Below are 16,874 nucleotides of genomic sequence, written 5' to 3'. Positions count from 1 at the left end.
AGCTCCGGATTGACCTGCTTCAACCGGATCGCCGCCGCAAGACCCGCCGGTCCCGCACCCACGATCACAACGTCGAACTCCATGCTCTCGCGTTCGGGCAGGTCTTGTTCGGTCATACCGTCTCTCCAGTCTCACCGGTCTTCTGCCGGCTCAGTTCCCAGGGCATATCATTCCGTCATGGCAAATGCAGTTTGGCTTGTCGAGCCGGGATGCGACAGACGATGCCCGCTTTTGCGCATGAGGTCATGAGTATAGGGCAAATATCTATATGACGTGTACGTAAACGTAAATATATCAATTTGTCGCGCAGCGAAGCTACGGGCCATGCGGCCTTGCTTTTGCCGAAGAGCCGTGCGAGGAGGCCGCCGCACCCTTCCAGCGGTACGCGCTGGCACACCCCATTCGCAATCGGCACGCGGCAAGGCGCCTCTCGGCGTCCGGACGGCGTGTCTTTCGGCTTTGCAGCCGGCCGCCCAACGATCCCTGAGAGCGGCCCACGGAATTCATGTTGCGTCGCGCGCCTGCCGGCTGGCTCCGGGCGGCGAAGCGACGCCAGACGCAAGGAGACACTCATGGTCAAGGCACTCGGCTTTGATTTCGGCACCACCAATTCCGTTCTGGCGGTTGCCGCGGGCGACACGACCCATTCGATGCACTTCGACAGCCTCGCCGGCTCGACCGACGCCATGCGTACTGCCCTCTCCTTCATGAAGGATGCCAAGCTTGGCGCCCAGGCGCTGAAGGTCGAGGCGGGTCAGGCCGCCATTCGCGCCTTCATCGACAATCCCGGCGACTGTCGCTTCCTGCAGTCGATCAAGACCTTTGCCGCAAGCCCGCTCTTCCAGGGCACGCAGGTCTTTGCCAAGCGCCACAGCTTCGAAGACCTGATGCGCGTGTTCCTGACCAAGCTGCGCGACTATGCCGGCGACGGCTGGGCGGACCAGTACAGCCGCATCGTCGTCGGCCGTCCGGTGCACTTTGCCGGCTCCAGCCCCGACCCGGCACTGGCGCTCGAGCGCTACGGCGCAGCCCTCTCCGAATTCGGCTTCCCGGAAGTGCATTACGTCTACGAGCCGGTGGCAGCGGCCTTCTACTTCGCCCAGAACCTGAAGCAGGATGCGACGGTGCTCGTTGCGGACTTCGGCGGCGGCACGACCGACTATTCGCTGATCCGCTTCGAGACCAAGGCCGGACGCCTGACGGCGACCCCGATCGGCCATTCGGGCGTTGGCATCGCCGGCGACCACTTCGACTTCCGCATCATCGACAACGTCGTCTCGCCGCTGATCGGAAAGGGGAGTCTGTTCAAGAGCTTCGACAAGCTGCTTGAAGTGCCGTCGAACTACTACGCGAATTTCGGCCGCTGGAATCAGCTTTCGATCTTCAAGACACTGAAAGATTTTACGGATCTGAAGAAGCTGGTGCGCCAGAGCCTGGAGCCGGAAAAGCTGGAGGCCTTCGTCGACCTGATCGAACATGACGAAGGTTATCCGCTCTACAACGCGATCTCGGCAACCAAGATGCAGCTGTCGAAGCAGGACGAGACCGAGTTCTATTTCGCGCCGCTCGGCGAAATGTCGCGCCGCACCGTTCGCCGCAGCGATTTCGAAGGCTGGATCGCACCGGAGCTCGCCCGCATCGAAGGCGCACTCGACGACGTGCTGCAGTCGACCGCAACGGCACCCGAGACGATCGACAAGGTGTTCTTGACCGGCGGCACCTCGTTCGTTCCAGCCGTACGCGGCATCTTCGAGCGGCGTTTCGATGCCGACCGGATCGAGAGCGGCGGCGAACTGCTGTCGATCGCCCATGGCCTGGCGCTAATCGGCGAGCATGAAGACATCGCCCACTGGACCGCGAACGCGGCCTGAGGCGACGCGCGGGCCCGATGTGCATGACCTTGGATAGGAGGGCCGAGCGCCGGAAAAGCGGTTCCGGTCCGGCCGCTTATGGGCTAGGTTGGCGGCCATGATTTCCGCCCACGACCTCTCTCCGGCGCAGCTTGCCGCCCTCCTCGCCTTCCACGGCGATGCGGGCGTCGAATGGCTGCTGGAAGAGGAGCCGGTCGATCGGTTCGCCGAGTTCGAGGCAATGAAGGCAGCGCGCGGCAGTGCCCGCGCGACGGCAACCAGCAACCGGGCGGAGGCACCCGCCTCGCAACCGGCTGCGCGCCAGACACCGGCGGCCGCTGCCCCCACGCCTTCCCGCGCACCGGCCCCGGTGGCGAACGCCCCAGCGGTTGCCATTCCCGATGCGCAGGCGATCGAAGAGGCGCGCTTTGCCGCCGAATCGGCGCGGTCGCTCGCCGAACTCCGGACAGCGATGGAGGGTTTTGCTGGCTGCAATCTGAGGAACAGCGCCCGCAATCTGGTTTTTGCAGAAGGCGATGCGGCCCGCGGCATCATGATCGTCGGCCCGATGCCCTATGCAGACGACGATCGCGACGGCCAGCCCTTTGCCGGCCGCCTCGGCGAGATGCTGACCCGGATGATCGCCGGCATAGGCCTTACGCGTGAAAGCGTGCTGCTCAGCAACGTCGTGCCCTGGCGCCCGCCGGGCAACCGCGTGCCGACGGCGCACGAGGCTGACATCTGCCGCCCCTTCATCGAACGCCAGATCGCACTGGCAGAGCCCAAGCATCTGCTGCTGCTCGGCAATTTCACCGCCCGTTTCTTCTTCGGCGGCAACGACACGATCCACCAGCTTCGCGGCGAATGGCGCGAGCTTGCGATCGGCGGCATCACCGTGCCGACACTTGCCACCCTGCATCCGCAGGACCTGGTAACCGCGCCGATCAACAAGCGCTTCGTCTGGCAGGATCTGCTTGCCTTCAAGGCCCGCATTCACGGCTGATCCCGAGGAAAGCGCCTGCCCGGATGGCACTCGCGGCCGCCTGCCCGTTTCATGAACAAAGTATGAAGAAAGCCATGCGGCCTGCGCATATCAGCGGCGCATTTTGACGCATTGCAAAATGGCATGTTGCAGCGCAATATATTGACACGGGAGGAATGGAATTTAAGGAACTGAACCATGACTGCCCGCTTTCGTCCGATCCACAGCAGCTTTGAGACGCTCCGTCACACCGGCGCTGCTCAACGGACGCCGTTCAACCGCTTTGGCACGGCAGCCAACGAGCAGATGACCGCGATCGGCCTCGCCCGGACCACCCGTCCGGCGCAGATTTTCGCCGACTTCATCCAGCGCTGATCCCCACGCGATACGCGGCCTTGCGTATCGCGTGACGCATCGTTTGACCCGACACGAAGAAAGGAACGAACCCATGACCAAGCCGATTGCCAGCCTCAAGGTCCTGCTCGATTCGATCTCCGACATCGGTACGGCCGTGCGCGCCTCGCGCGAGTATACCGTTCTCAGCACCAAGCAGGATGCACGCCGCGCCCATCGCGTGGCCGTGAGCCCGCTGCTGCCGAACTGATCGCTGCCCGAAGACAAACACACCGCCTTTTTGCCATCGCCTGTCGCAATCGACAGGGCGTAGAAAACTGGATAGAGCCACACTCGTCCCGACTAAGGAGTGTCAGGCTCATCCGGTCCTGCCAGACCGTTCCTCGCTCCATCTGCGTTTGCTTGTCATCGGACAAATGACGAAGCGCCACGTTTCCAGGAGCGCCGATGCTGGCCAGCCTCGCTTCCGTCTTCAGCCTGATGGTGTCGACCCTGCTCATGATGGTCGGCTTCGGCCTGCAGAGCTATGTTATCCCCGTGCGCTCCGTCGCAGAGAACTGGTCGACGCTGACGGTCTCGGTGATTGCCACCGGCTATACGGTCGGCTTCACGCTCTCCTGCGTCGTCACGCCGAAATTCGTACTGCGTGTCGGCCATGTGCGCGTCTTTACCGCGCTGATCACCCTGCTCTCCATCGCGATCCTGCTCTGCGGCCTCATCGTCGACTGGCGCGCCTGGATCGTGTTTCGCGCCATTGCCGGCTTTGCCATCTCCGGCAGCTATCTCGTCATCGAGAGCTGGCTCAACGAGCGCGTCACCAATGAAAACCGCGGCCTGCTTTTTTCGCTCTATCTGATCACGACGATGGTCGGCACGATCGGCGGGCAGTACATGGTGCCACTCGGCGATCCGACCAACACGTCGCTGTTCATGCTTTGCAGCGTGCTGTTCTCGCTGGCGCTGCTGCCGACGGCGCTCTCCTCCTCCCCCATGCCCGCGCCGCCGGCGCAGGCGAAGTTCGATATCCCCGCCCTCTTTCGCCGCTCGCCGGTTGCCGTGGTCGGCGGCTTCCTCGCCGGCGCGCTGTCGGGCGCCTGGCTGAACCTCGGCGGCGTCTTCACCCAGAAGATCGGACTTTCGACGGCGGAAGGCGCCACATTGCTCGCCTCGCTATTGACGGGTAGCGCCCTCTCGCAGATCCCGATCGGGCGTCTTTCCGACAAGATCGACCGGCGCATCGTCATGGTCGGCTGCGGCATCGTCGGCGTCATCTCGTGCCTGGTGATGTCGGCATCGATCGGCAGCCAGCCCGCCGTTCTCTATATCATCGCCGCCTTCGTCGGATCGGTTCTCTTCCCGATCTACGCGCTGAACGTCGCGCATGCCAACGACCTTGCCAAGCCCAACGAATATGTCGAGACGTCCTCGGGCCTGATGATCACCTACGGGCTCGGCACGATTTCCGGCCCGCTCATGGTCGGTCCGGTCATGGACCGTTTCGGCCCGGCGGCGCTGTTTCTCGTCCTTGCCGTCTACTTCGCGCTCTATGGCGGCTATGCCGCCTGGCGCATTCTGCGGCGCGAGCAGCACAAGGGGCTCGTCGTCAAGACCGACTTTCAGGCAACGAGCGTCATGCCGACACCCGGCCCCGATGTGACGAGCCCGGCTGCCCTGCAGGCGGCACAGGAACCGCTGATCGACGACGACACAGTCCCGGCCTGGGAAAACCCGCGACCGTAGGCCGTGGCTCAGCCCTGCGGCGTCACATGCTTGCGGGCGCCCCGGCGCTCGAGGCCGAGCCGGTGCTCGCGAAAGATGATGAAGATGCCGGCGCCGACGACGATGGCCGTGCCGACAAGCATGGTGGCCGTCGGGATATCGTCGAACAGGAAGTATCCGATGATCAGGCCGAGCACGATCGAGGTGTATTCGAACGGTGCGATCGTCGACATGTCGGCGTGGCGATAGCTCTCGGTCAGAAGGATCTGGGCGACACCGCCGCAGAAACCGGCAAACATCAAGAGCAGAAAGGCTTCGCGTGAAATCGACGGCCAGCCGAAAGGCAAGGTCGCGAGAGAGAAGACCGAAGCCGACAGCGAAAAATAGAGCACGATCGTGTGGGTACGCTCATTCTTGACGAGCTTTCGCACCAGCACCATCGCAACGGCGCCGAGCGCCGCCGAGACCAGCACCGCGGCCGCCCCCATGGCCTCGAACGAACCGAAGCCCCCCTCTTCGAACAGCGTCAGCCTCGGCCAGGTGATGATCATCACCCCGACGAGCCCGATGACGACCGCCGACCAGCGATAAAGCCGGACGGATTCTCCGAGAAAGATTGCGGCGAAGGCGACCGCGATCAGCGGCATGGCATAGCCGATGGCGATGGCTTCAGGCAGCGGCAGGTGCACAAGACCGTAGAAGCCGAAGCTCATTGCGAGAATGCCGATGAAGCCGCGAGCGATATGGCCGGTGATGTCCTTGGTCTTGAAAGCGTCGCGCAACTGTCCGCGAAGAGCGAGATAGCCGAGGATCGGCACCATGGCGAAGGCCGAGCGGTAGAAGGTGATCTGGCCGGTGGCGATCTCGTTTCCGGCCGCCTTGATCAGCGTCGACATGCAAACGAAAATGACGACGGAAAGGACCTTGAGCAGGATCCCTTTCATCGGGCTTTCGACTTCCGCATTCATTGAGGGCACTTTTCGAACAGCCTTGACCGGCAATCAGCAGGCACGCGGGCTGGTTTGGAGATTTTTCAGCGGAGAGAACCGCTGCAGGACCCCACCACCTTAGCGACGCTTCGCAGGAAAGTCGGATCAAACTTCGTGATGAATGACGTTTTTTCTTGATCGATTAACCTTCGACAGTAGGACGGCCGGCTTTTCTTTAGCTGCCCCGAAAAAAACCTTTCCAATTCATGTCTTGTTAGTCCCACTTCGATACACATCGGTCCGATAAGGGAGCGGGAAGATTAACGGACGCCATGTCTTTTCTGTCGGAAGTGCGGTCGCCGGCATCACAATCGTGTGGCACAGCCCAGCTTTTCGCCCCTTGGCCTTTTCACCATCACAGGCGCCCTCTACAAATTCTCCAGTAGAACGGTGCAAGCGGGACTGACCATGCGGACAAATACTGGCCAGATCATTCATCTGGAAGACTACCGGCCGACCGACTTCGTTCTGGAGAGAGTGGATCTGACCTTCGAGCTAGACCCGAAGGAGACCAAGGTCGAGGCCCGGCTGATCTTCCATCGCCGCGAGGGTGTCGACAGTGCCGCGCCGCTCGTGCTTGATGGCGACGAGTTGACAATGACCGGCCTGCTGCTCGACCAGGAAGAGCTTGCGACGTCGCTCTACGACGTCGCCGACGATACGCTGACGATCCGCGGCCTCCCCGAAACCGCCCCGTTCGAAATCACCATCACCACGCTGCTTTCGCCAGAGACCAATACGCAGTTGATGGGGCTCTACCGCACCAACGGCGTCTACAGCACCCAATGCGAAGCCGAAGGCTTCCGCCGCATTACCTATTTCCCCGATCGTCCCGATGTACTCGCCGTCTACACGGTCAACATCATCGCCGACAAGGCGTCCTCTCCCCTCCTGCTTTCGAACGGCAACTATCTCGGCGGCGCCGACATGGGCGACGGCCGTCACTTCGCCGCCTGGTTCGATCCGCATCCGAAGCCGAGCTATCTCTTTGCGCTGGTCGCCGGCGACCTCGGCGTGGTCGAGGATACCTTCACGACCATGTCCGGCCGCGACGTCGCGCTGAAGATCTATGTCGAACACGGCAAGGAGCCCCGCGCCTCCTATGCCATGGATGCGCTCAAGCGCTCGATGAAGTGGGACGAAGAGGCCTTCGGTCGCGAATACGACCTCGACATCTTCATGATCGTCGCCGTCTCCGACTTCAACATGGGCGCCATGGAGAACAAGGGCCTCAACGTCTTCAACGACAAATACGTGCTTGCGGACCCGGAAACGGCGACCGATGCGGACTACGCCAATATCGAGGCGATCATCGCGCACGAATATTTCCACAACTGGACCGGCAACCGCATCACCTGCCGCGACTGGTTCCAGCTCTGCCTGAAGGAAGGCCTGACGGTCTACCGCGACCACGAATTCTCCGCCGACATGCGCTCGCGCGCAGTCAAGCGCATTGCCGAAGTGCGTCATCTGAAGTCGGAGCAGTTCCCCGAGGATGCCGGTCCCCTTGCCCACCCGGTGCGTCCGACAAAATACCGCGAAATCAACAACTTTTACACGACGACGGTCTATGAAAAGGGGTCGGAAGTCACTCGCATGATCGCGACCATTCTCGGCCGCGATCTGTTCAAGAAAGGCATGGATCTCTATTTCGACCGGCACGACGGCCAGGCGGTGACGATCGAGGATTTCGTCGCCTGCTTCGAGGCGGCAAGCGGTCGGGATCTGGGCCAGTTCGCCCTCTGGTATCACCAGGCCGGAACGCCGCTGGTCACCGCTTCGGGCGCCTATGACGCCGCCAAGCAGACCTTTACCCTGTCGCTCGAACAGACCGTGCCGCCCACGCCCGGACAGAGCGCCAAGGAAGCGATGCACATTCCGCTGAAGATGGGACTGCTGCTCGAAAACGGCAGCGAAGCCGCCCTTACCGCCGTTTCCGGCGCCGACATGACCGACGATGTCCTGCATCTGACGGAGCGCAAGCAGACGGTCGTCTTCTCGGGCATCCCCTCGCGCCCGGTTCCGTCGTTCAACCGCAGCTTCTCCGCGCCGATCAACCTGCATATCGAGCAGAGCGCCGACGACCTCGCTCTGATCGCGCACCACGAAAGCGACCTCTTCGCCCGCTGGCAGGCGCTCAACGCCATCGCGCTTGCCAATCTCGTCGAGGCGACGGCGAATGTCCGCGCCGGCAAGCCGGTCACCGCGGACAAGGCGCTGATCGACGGCCTGATCCGGGCCGCCGCCGACGACAGCCTGGAGCCGGCCTTCCGTTCGCAGGCGCTGGCACTGCCGAGCGAATCCGATATCGCCCGCGAGATCGGCACCAACAACGATCCGGACGCAATCCACGCGGCCCGTCAGCAGATCCTGACGGCCGTTGCCGTCGCCGGACGCGACACCTTCCTCAAGCTCGCCGACGAGCTCGTCTCCGGCGGCGAGTTCAGCCCGGATGCGGCAAGCGCCGGCAGGCGGGCACTGCGCAACAGCGCGCTCACCTATCTGGTTCAGGCCGAAGAAGGGCCCGAGCGCGCAGCGAAGGCCTTTGCGGCGGCCAACAACATGACCGACCTCAGCCATGCGCTGGCGTTGCTCGCGCACCGCTTCCCGGATTCGGCCGAGGCGGCAGAGGCGCTTGCAACATTCCGCACGCGTTTCGCCGACAACGCGCTCGTCATCGACAAGTGGTTCGCCGTGCAGGCGACGATCCCAGGCGCTGCGACGCTCGATCGCATCAAGGCGCTGATGGACGAGCCGCTGTTCAACGGCAACAATCCGAACCGCGTGCGCTCGCTGGTGGGCACCTACGCCTTTGCCAACCCGACCGGCTTCAACCGCGCCGACGGCGAAGGCTATCGTTTCCTCGCGCGCCAGATCCTCGACATCGACCCGCGCAATCCGCAGCTTGCGGCCCGCATCCTGACCTCCATGCGCTCCTGGCGTTCGCTGGAGGACAAGCGTGCCGGGCATGCCCGCAAGGCGCTGAAGGAGATCGCCGGCGCATCGAAACTTTCGGCCGATGTCGGCGACATCGTCGAGCGCATGCTCAAGGCCTGAGCATCGCCAAAGCCTGATTTTCCTGGGGCCGGGCCGCACCTGCATGTCTCCTTAAATCGTCCTCGATTTAAGGGAAAAGACATGCGGCAAATCAAAGCGTTACAGCGACCTTTGCGCGTCTGAACAAGACGCGCGGCGCTGTAGCGCGACCCGGCCTATTATTTTCCAACGATAAGAAATGGTTAACAAATCTTTACCAGCGCCTCTGGACAAGGCGAATCGCCCTGTGATTCATTGAGTCAGATTCGGGCGAGCGGCGCGCCGAATCATCAGAGGGTTTAGAGCATTGGGAAAGATGGCGGACGCGCGACCAGCGAGCGCAGCCGACGGGCGGTTGCGACTCAAGCTTCCAGGCGTCACCGGCCTGGAGCAGGAGTTTATCTCGCAGGCGAAGATCTTTGCCGGGCCGGCTTCGCGCCGCCTGGCAAACGCGGAGCCCGTTCTCAAGCGCTCCATCCCGATCCTGATCATTGCGTTCCTGATTATCGTGGCGGTTTCGCGCATGTCCAGCATCATGGACGAGCACGCCCGCATGGAGGAAAGCTCGCGCCAGACCGTCGGCCTTGCGGCGGCGATCGCCGTTGCCGCCTTCCAGACGGATGGCGTCGCGCTGTTTGACGAGGGCCGGCGCGCCGAGGCGGAGCAACGCTTCAGCCAGTTTCTGCCGACCGGCATGCTCGATCCCGGCACGTTCATCCTCGCGGTGCGCAAGGACGGTCGGATCTTCGCAAGCACGGAAGGCGGTGGCCCGCTCATCGGACGCACGCTCGCCGCGGCCGCGCCCGACATCGCGACGCTACAATATTTCGGCGAGCATTCGAGCATCATGAAAACGGCGATCGCCGGCGCCGACCACATCGTGGCGCTGGCGCAGCTGCCCGATGCGGCTGGCGTCGTGCTGGCCGCAACGCCGGTCACCCAGCTCGAGACGACCTGGCGAGACGAGGTTTCGCTGAACGTCACGCTGTTTGCCGGCATCTCGGCCATCCTCTTGATGGTGCTCTACGCCTACTACATCCAGGCAAAACGCGCGCGCGATGCCGATTCCGTCTTTGCCGAATCGAACCTGCGGGTCGAGACGGCGCTCTCGCGCGGCCGCTGCGGCCTTTGGGATTTCGATCTCGCCAACCGGCGGCTGTTCTGGTCGCGCTCGATGTACGAAATGCTCGGCATGCCCGGCGAGAGCAGCGTGCTCTCCTTCGGCGACGCCGCACGGCTGATGCATCCTGATGATCACGGCATCTACAGCGTCGCCCGCACGATCGCCCGCGGCGACGCGCGCCAGATCGACCAAGTGTTCCGCATGCGCCATGCGGATGGTCACTATGTGTGGCTGCGCGCGCGCGCCGAGATTATCCGCACCGCCTCTGGCCGGGCGCATCTGATCGGCATCGCCATGGACGTGACCGAACAGCACCGGCTTGCACAGCGCTATGCCGAGGCCGACCAGCGGCTCGCAGACGCGATCGAATGTACTTCCGAAGCCTTCGTGCTCTGGGACAAGCACGACCGCCTCGTGATGTGCAACACCCACTTCCAGGAGGCCTACAAGCTTCCGGATCATGTGCTGGTTCCCGGCACCGAACGCATCGCCGTGCATACGGCGGCAGCGCGGCCAGTGGTCGAGCGGCGGATCGCCGACCCGGATCACAGCAACCAGTCGCAGACGAGCGAAGTCCAGCTTGCGGACGAGCGCTGGCTGCAGATCAACGAGCGGCGCACGCGCGACGGCGGCCTTGTTTCCGTCGGCACCGACATCACGCTCCTGAAGCGCCACCAGGTGCGCCTGCGCGAATCCGAACGGCGGCTGATGGCCACCATCGGCGACCTCTCGGCCTCGCGCATGACGCTGGAGCGGCAGAAGACCGAGCTTTCGGTGGCGAACTCCAACTACCAGGTCGAAAAGGACCGCGCGGAAGCGGCCAACCGCGCCAAGTCCGAGTTCCTCGCGAACATGTCGCATGAGCTGCGCACGCCGCTCAACGCCATCCTCGGCTTCTCGGAAATCCTGCAGAACCAGATGTTCGGGCCGCTCGGCTCGGAGAAGTACAACGAGTATTCGCGCGACATTCATGAAAGCGGCAAGCATCTCTTGAACGTCATCAACGACATTCTCGACATGTCGAAGATCGAGGCCGGGCACATGCGCATCAGCCGCGAGACAATCGATCTCGCGCCCCTCATCGAGGAAACGCTGCGCTTCACCACCATTCCGGCCGAGCAGAAGAACATCCACGTGGTGCAGCAGATCTCGTCGGGCCTGACGATGATCGCCGATCGGCGGGCGATGAAGCAGGTGCTGCTCAACCTCCTGTCCAATGCGGTGAAGTTCACCAATGAGGGCGGGCGGATTTCGCTTCGGGCACGCAAGGTGACGGGCGCGGTAACGCTCACCATCGCCGACTCCGGCATCGGCATTCCGCGCGATGCGCTTCAGAAGATCGGCCAACCCTTCGAACAGGTGCAGAGCCAGTACGCCAAGAGCAAGGGCGGATCCGGCCTGGGGCTCGCGATCTCGCGCTCACTCACGCGCCTGCACGGCGGCAGCATGAGAATTCACTCGACCGAGAATGTCGGGACCATCATCTCGGTCAGGATCCCGGACCGAACCTAACGCAGGATCTCAATCAGCGCGCGGACGTCCGTGCGCCTTCCGCTTTCCGCGCGGCCCCATTCACCCCGAAACGACCGATTGGAAGACGCGCCGCACGGACTTGGAAAGCCTGCGGACGTCTCCCTCCAGGGTTTTCAGGTCCGGATAGTCCCCTGCCCGGCAGACCAGGTCAATCAGGCCCGCGGGCGCTTCCTTCGGCTCGAACTCGCCCTCGATGCAAAGCCGCACGATCTGGGACAATTCGGTGAAAAGATGCAGCGCCTCCAGCGCCACATCGAGATCGTTCGGGTTCATCAGCGCATCGCCAAGCAGCTTCAACGCGTCGGCGGTATTGGTGCCCGATGTCAGCGGCTGAACGCCCTTGGCCGGTGCCACGAGTGCCAGATACTGGGTGATGAACTCGATATCGACGAGGCCGCCCGGGATCAGCTTGAAGTCCCAGATGTCGCTCGGCGGTTTCTCGCTATCGATCATCTCGCGCATGGAGATCACGTCGGCGCTAACCTTGGCAACATCGCGGTTGCGCCCGAGGATCTCGGCGAAGATCCCGTTGGCCTCGGCCATCAGCCGGTCGTCGCCGCAGATGCAGCGCGCCCGGGTCAAAGCCAGATGCTCCCAGGTCCAGGCCTCTTCGCGCTGATACTTGGCAAAGGCGTTGATCCTGGTTGCGACCGGCCCCTTGTTGCCAGAGGGACGAAGCCGCATGTCGACCTCGTAGAGAATGCCTTCCGCCGTCGGCGCGGAAAGTGCGGCGATCAGGCGCTGCGTCACCCGCGTGAAGTAACGCGTCGGATCGAGCGGCTTGGCGCCGTCGGATTCCGTTGCCGTCTCGTCGTAGTCGTAGAGCAGGATCAGGTCGACGTCCGAGCCCGCGGTCAGCTCGTGGCTGCCGAGCTTGCCCATCCCGACGACGGCGATACGGCCGCCGGGGAAATCGCCATGAACGGAGCGGACTTCATCCTCGACCGCCTTCACCGCCGCAGCGATGATGAGGTCGGCAAGATCGGTAAAGGCGCGGCCGGCTTGCGCGCCGGAGATTGCGCCGGTCAAAAGCCGGATGCCGATCAGGAAGCGCTGCTCGGCGGCGATGATCCTGAGGCGATCGAGCACCTCCTCATAATGGCGTGCACCGCCGACGAAATTGGCGATGCGTGGCGCCAGATACTCCCGCGTCGGCAGTTCGGCGAGCAGGCCGGGATCGAGCATGCCATCAAAGACGTGCGGGCGCGCGGCGATGATTTCTGCAAGCCTTGGCGCCGACGACATGACATTGACGATCAACGACAGGAGGCCGGGATTGTTGCCGAGCAGTGAGAAGAGCTGAATACCCGCCGGCAGGCCGGAGATGAAGTTGTCGAACCGCAGCAGCGCTTCGTCGGCCCGGCGGCTTTCGCCGAAGACCCGGAGCAGCTCCGGCGTCAGCTCGGTCAGCCGCTCGCGCGCCTCCACCGACTGCGTGGCGCGGTAGCGGCCATAGTGCCAGGTGCGGATCGTGTGGGAGATATCCGAAGGCCGCTGGAAACCGAGTTTCTTCAGCGTCTCCAGCGTGTCCGGATCGTCGCGCTGGCCGGTGAAGACGAGGTTTCCGGTCTCGGTCGAGAGCTTGGCTTCCTGTTCGAAGAGCTGGGCATAGCGGCGCTCGACGGTCTTGAGCACGCGCGACAGCGCCTTGGAAAAGGCGGCCGTATCCTCGAAGCCGAGCATATAGGCGATGCGCTTGAGCTCCGCTTCGGTCTCGGGCAGGACATGGGTCTGCTCGTCGCGCACCATCTGGATCCGGTGCTCGACATCGCGCAGGAACCAATAGGCCTCGACAAGTTCGTCGGCCGTCTCCTCGTCGATCCAGCCGGCCTTGACGAGCGCCCGCAGCATCGGCTCGGTTGCGCGCTGGCGCAGGTCCGGCATGCGGCCACCGGCAATCAACTGCTGGGTCTGGACGAAGAACTCGATCTCGCGGATGCCGCCGCGGCCGAGTTTGATGTTGTGGCCCTTGACCGCGATCTCACCGTGCCCCTTGTGGGCATGGATCTGCCGCTTGATCGAATGAATGTCGGCGATCGCCGCATAGTCGAGATATTTGCGGAAGACGAAGGGGACCAGGTCCTTGAGGAAGTGCTCGCCGGCCTCGATATCGCCGGCGACCGGCCGCGCCTTGATGAAGGCGGCGCGCTCCCAGTTCTGCCCCCTGCTTTCATAATAGAGCATCGCCGCTTCGACCGGGATCGCCAGCGGCGTCGAACCCGGGTCCGGGCGCAGGCGCAGGTCAGTGCGGAAGACGTATCCGTCGCCGCTGCGCTCCTGCAGGATGCGGATCAGGCGGCGCAGCAACCGGCCGAAAGTTTCCGAGGCATCGTCGCGGTCGACGATGATGCCGGACTGCGGATCGTAGAAAACGACGAGGTCGATATCGGAGGAATAGTTGAGCTCGAAGGCGCCGAGCTTGCCCATGCCGAGCACGACGACACCGGAACCGGCGCTCGGGTTTGCGACATCCTTGACCTTCAGCTTGCCGCTCTCGTGCGCGCTCAAGAGCAGGTGGTCGATCGTCGCGGAGACGGCCGCACCGGCGAATTCGCTGAGCCAGCGGGTGGTTTCGCGCCCGTCGAAATGGCGGGAGAGATCGGCGAGAGCGACCGCGAAGGCGAGCTCACGCTTGGCGCGTCTCAGCCGCGCCATGATCTCCGTATCTGGCAATGCCGCGCCGCCCTCGTTCGGCTTCCAGGCATCGCGGGCGCGACGTACGCGCTCGCTCAGGAAGCCCGTGAGTTCGGTCGACAGAAGTTCTTCGAGAATGGCCGGTCGGCTGTCGCCGGTATCGCGCAGGAATGGGGAAAGGGCAAACGCCGAGACGATGAAAGTCTTGAACGGCGTGTCGGACGCAAGCAGGCTTGCGACCTTTTCGTGGCCCTTGGCCATATCCTTCAACACCGAAAGCGCTGTCTTGGCATCGGCTTGTGTGGCCGGACGGATCGGTGCCGTCTCGACCGCCCAGCACTTCTGCACCTGTTCCTGCATGCCGTCTCCCTCTGGCCGGAGTGGACGCGCGCAACGACCGCGCGCTCTGCCTCACTCCACCTCGTTCTCCCAGAACCGGTCTATCAGGTTGCCGCCATCGGGAAAACCATCTGAACCGTCAGACCCTTGCCGCCTTCGGCGGACGGAACCGTGTCTGTGAGATGCAGCGCGCCATGGTGCATTTCCATGACTGCCTCGACCAGCGACAGGCCAAGGCCGGTGCCTGGCTTGGACCGGCTCTCATCAAGGCGTACGAAGCGCTTGATCACCTCGTCGCGCATCGCCGCCGGTATGCCCGAACCGTGATCGGCAACCGACAGCAACACACTTCCCTCGCGCTTTTCCAGAGAGACCTTGATCAGGGGGTTCTCGGCGCCATCGGCATATTTGATGGCGTTGTCGATGAGGTTGCCGAGGGCCTGGCCGATCAGTTCGCGGTTGCCAGAAATAACCAGTTCCGGGGCGACGTCGGCTTCGAGTTTCAGACCGCCATCTTCGGCCACCGGTTCGTAGAGCTCGACGCAATCGGCGACGATCTGCGAAAGGTCGATGTCGCTCATCTCGGCGGCAGACGAGCCGGCCTCGACGCGCGAGATCATCAGAAGGGCGTTGAAAGTGCGGATCAGTTGATCGGATTCACCGATGATCTCCTCCAGCGCGCCGCGCTGGCTCGTGCCCTTGCGGGCAAGGGCTGCCTCCGCCTTGTTGCGCAGCCGCGTCAGCGGCGTCTTCAGATCGTGGGCGATGTTGTCGGAGACCTGTCGCAGCCCTTCGTTCAGTTTCTCGATGCGGCTGAGCATGGCGTTCAGCGATTCCGACAGCCGGTCGAACTCGTCGCCGGAACCGCTCATGGGCAGGCGCTGCGACAGATCGCCGGCCATGATCTTGGTGCTCGCCTCCGACATACGATCGATGCGCTTCAGAGCGTTGCGACCAATGCCGAACCAGATAACGAGCGCGCCGAGCCCCATGACGCCGAGCGCCACCATCAGCGCCTGGCGCACCAGCGCGCGGAACTTCTGCGGCTCCTGCAGGTCGCGGCCGACGAGAATGCGCAGACCATTGTCGAGCACCAGCACATGGGCAAGCGCCACATGGGTGTCCTTCTTGCTCTCGTCGGTATAGCGCTGATAGGCGAAGGGACGCTCGGTCCAGCCTTCGCTGTCGAGCAGGCCCGGCTCCAGGCTCGCAACGTTGCCGGCGAGGATTTCGCCGCTCGGTCCCGCAATCACGTAGAGATTGGCGCCCGGCTGACGTGCCCGCCGCTCGAGCGAGCGCAACAGGCCGTTCATGCCGGCGCGGCTATAGACCTGCTCGATCTGCGCCACCTCGGCGGTAACAGCGTCACGGGTCTGCTGCTGCAGCAGCCGCTCCGACATGCCGGTGACGTAGATGACGAGAAAGGCGGCACAGAGCGAAAAGAGGATGAGGTAGAGGGCGGAAAGCCGGACCGCGGTCGTTCTGAAGAGAACGCGAAGCTTGCTCATGCGGGCGCCCGGTCATCCTTGATCATGTAGCCGGCACCACGCACCGTGCGCAGCAGCGGCACATCGAAGTCCTTCTCGATCTTCGAGCGCAGCCGCGAGACATGCACGTCGATGACGTTGGTCTGCGGGTCGAAGTGGTAGTCCCAGACGTTTTCCAGCAGCATCGTGCGGGTGACGACCTGGCCGGCGTTCTTCATGAGATATTCGAGCAGGCGGAATTCGCGCGGCTGCAGGGGAATTTCCTTTCCCTGCCGGCGCACGGAATGCGACAGGCGGTCGAGTTCCAGATCGCCGACGCGGTAAACCATGTCCTGATCCGGCGTGCCCTTGCGGCGGCCGAGCACCTCGACGCGGGCGAGCAGCTCATTGAAGGCGTAGGGCTTCGGCAGATAATCGTCGCCACCGGCGCGCAGACCCGTTACCCGGTCGTCCACCTGGCCGAGCGCCGACAGGATCAGCACCGGCGTGTGGATGTCCTTGCGGCGAAGCTCGGTGATGACAGAGAGACCGTCTCGACGCGGCAGCATGCGGTCCACCACGAGAACGTCGTAATTGTTCTCGCTGGCCATGAACAGGCCGCTCTCGCCATCGCTGGCGTGATCGGACACGATGCCCGCCTCGCGGAAGGCTTTCGCCAGATAGGCTGCCGCCTCGAGATCGTCTTCAATGATCAGAATCTTCATACGCGCGACCATAGTCCCGGACCCCTGTCTGTCTCAACCGGTTTCGACTTTCGACAACCGGGTTGGCGAGTGCTCTCGTGAGGGAGAACGGGATACGGGCGGAAAACCGCACACACCTTTTCAC

12 protein-coding genes are annotated in these 16,874 nt (G+C 63.4%); 7 read left to right on the top strand and 5 right to left on the bottom strand.

Annotated features, from left to right (window positions below):
* Positions 1 to 116: FAD-dependent oxidoreductase (locus M2267_RS05460; RefSeq protein WP_429113048.1), on the bottom strand; the 116-nt coding region annotated here is incomplete at its 3' end.
* 456 nt (positions 117 to 572) lie between these two features.
* Here M2267_RS05460 and M2267_RS05455 point away from each other — a divergent pair.
* The 5 genes from M2267_RS05455 (at position 573) to M2267_RS05435 (ending at position 4,926) form a co-directional block, all read left to right on the top strand.
* Positions 573 to 1,871, top strand: a complete 1,299-nt coding sequence (locus M2267_RS05455) for an Hsp70 family protein (RefSeq protein ID WP_043626896.1) — start codon at positions 573 to 575, stop codon at positions 1,869 to 1,871.
* Positions 1,872 to 1,968: 97 nt separating this feature from the next.
* Positions 1,969 to 2,853, top strand: a complete 885-nt coding sequence (locus M2267_RS05450) for a uracil-DNA glycosylase (RefSeq protein ID WP_429113004.1) — start codon at positions 1,969 to 1,971, stop codon at positions 2,851 to 2,853.
* A gap of 177 nt (positions 2,854 to 3,030) precedes the next feature.
* Complete coding sequence (locus M2267_RS05445) at positions 3,031 to 3,207, top strand: hypothetical protein (RefSeq protein WP_156134297.1); 177 nt, start codon at positions 3,031 to 3,033, stop codon at positions 3,205 to 3,207.
* Between the two features lie 73 nt (positions 3,208 to 3,280).
* Complete coding sequence (locus M2267_RS05440) at positions 3,281 to 3,436, top strand: hypothetical protein (RefSeq protein ID WP_156134296.1); 156 nt, start codon at positions 3,281 to 3,283, stop codon at positions 3,434 to 3,436.
* A 197-nt stretch (positions 3,437 to 3,633) separates the two neighbouring features.
* Positions 3,634 to 4,926, top strand: a complete 1,293-nt coding sequence (locus M2267_RS05435; RefSeq protein WP_402323061.1) for an MFS transporter — start codon at positions 3,634 to 3,636, stop codon at positions 4,924 to 4,926.
* Between the two features lie 8 nt (positions 4,927 to 4,934).
* On the opposite strand, the gene M2267_RS05430 is transcribed toward M2267_RS05435, so the two are convergent.
* Complete coding sequence (locus M2267_RS05430; protein ID WP_043625738.1) at positions 4,935 to 5,873, bottom strand: DMT family transporter; 939 nt, start codon at positions 5,871 to 5,873, stop codon at positions 4,935 to 4,937.
* Positions 5,874 to 6,302: 429 nt separating this feature from the next.
* Here M2267_RS05430 and pepN point away from each other — a divergent pair, with 429 nt between their 5' ends.
* Positions 6,303 to 8,951: an aminopeptidase N gene (gene pepN / locus M2267_RS05425; protein ID WP_429113001.1), complete on the top strand. Its 2,649-nt coding sequence runs from the start codon at positions 6,303 to 6,305 to the stop codon at positions 8,949 to 8,951.
* A 286-nt stretch (positions 8,952 to 9,237) separates the two neighbouring features.
* On the top strand, positions 9,238 to 11,565 hold the full coding sequence (locus M2267_RS05420) for a PAS domain-containing sensor histidine kinase (RefSeq protein ID WP_043625732.1): 2,328 nt from the start codon (positions 9,238 to 9,240) through the stop codon (positions 11,563 to 11,565).
* 60 nt (positions 11,566 to 11,625) lie between these two features.
* On the opposite strand, the gene M2267_RS05415 is transcribed toward M2267_RS05420, so the two are convergent.
* The 3 genes from M2267_RS05415 to M2267_RS05405 all read right to left on the bottom strand — a co-directional run bounded on the left by M2267_RS05415 (position 11,626) and on the right by M2267_RS05405 (position 16,762).
* The gene (locus M2267_RS05415) at positions 11,626 to 14,580 is read right to left on the bottom strand and encodes a bifunctional [glutamine synthetase] adenylyltransferase/[glutamine synthetase]-adenylyl-L-tyrosine phosphorylase (protein ID WP_429112999.1); all 2,955 of its coding nucleotides are present in this window, start codon (positions 14,578 to 14,580) and stop codon (positions 11,626 to 11,628) included.
* A gap of 83 nt (positions 14,581 to 14,663) precedes the next feature.
* Positions 14,664 to 16,067, bottom strand: a complete 1,404-nt coding sequence (locus M2267_RS05410) for a sensor histidine kinase (RefSeq protein WP_429112997.1) — start codon at positions 16,065 to 16,067, stop codon at positions 14,664 to 14,666.
* Positions 16,064 to 16,762: a response regulator transcription factor gene (locus M2267_RS05405; protein WP_043625726.1), complete on the bottom strand. Its 699-nt coding sequence runs from the start codon at positions 16,760 to 16,762 to the stop codon at positions 16,064 to 16,066. Before M2267_RS05405 ends, M2267_RS05410 begins: the two co-directional genes overlap by 4 nt.
* Between the last annotated feature and the right edge of the window lie 112 nt (positions 16,763 to 16,874).

It is taken from the genome of Ensifer sp. KUDG1 (assembly GCF_050434285.1).
Lineage (GTDB): Bacteria > Pseudomonadota > Alphaproteobacteria > Rhizobiales > Rhizobiaceae > Ensifer.
This window is presented reverse-complemented; position numbering and strand designations above follow the sequence as displayed.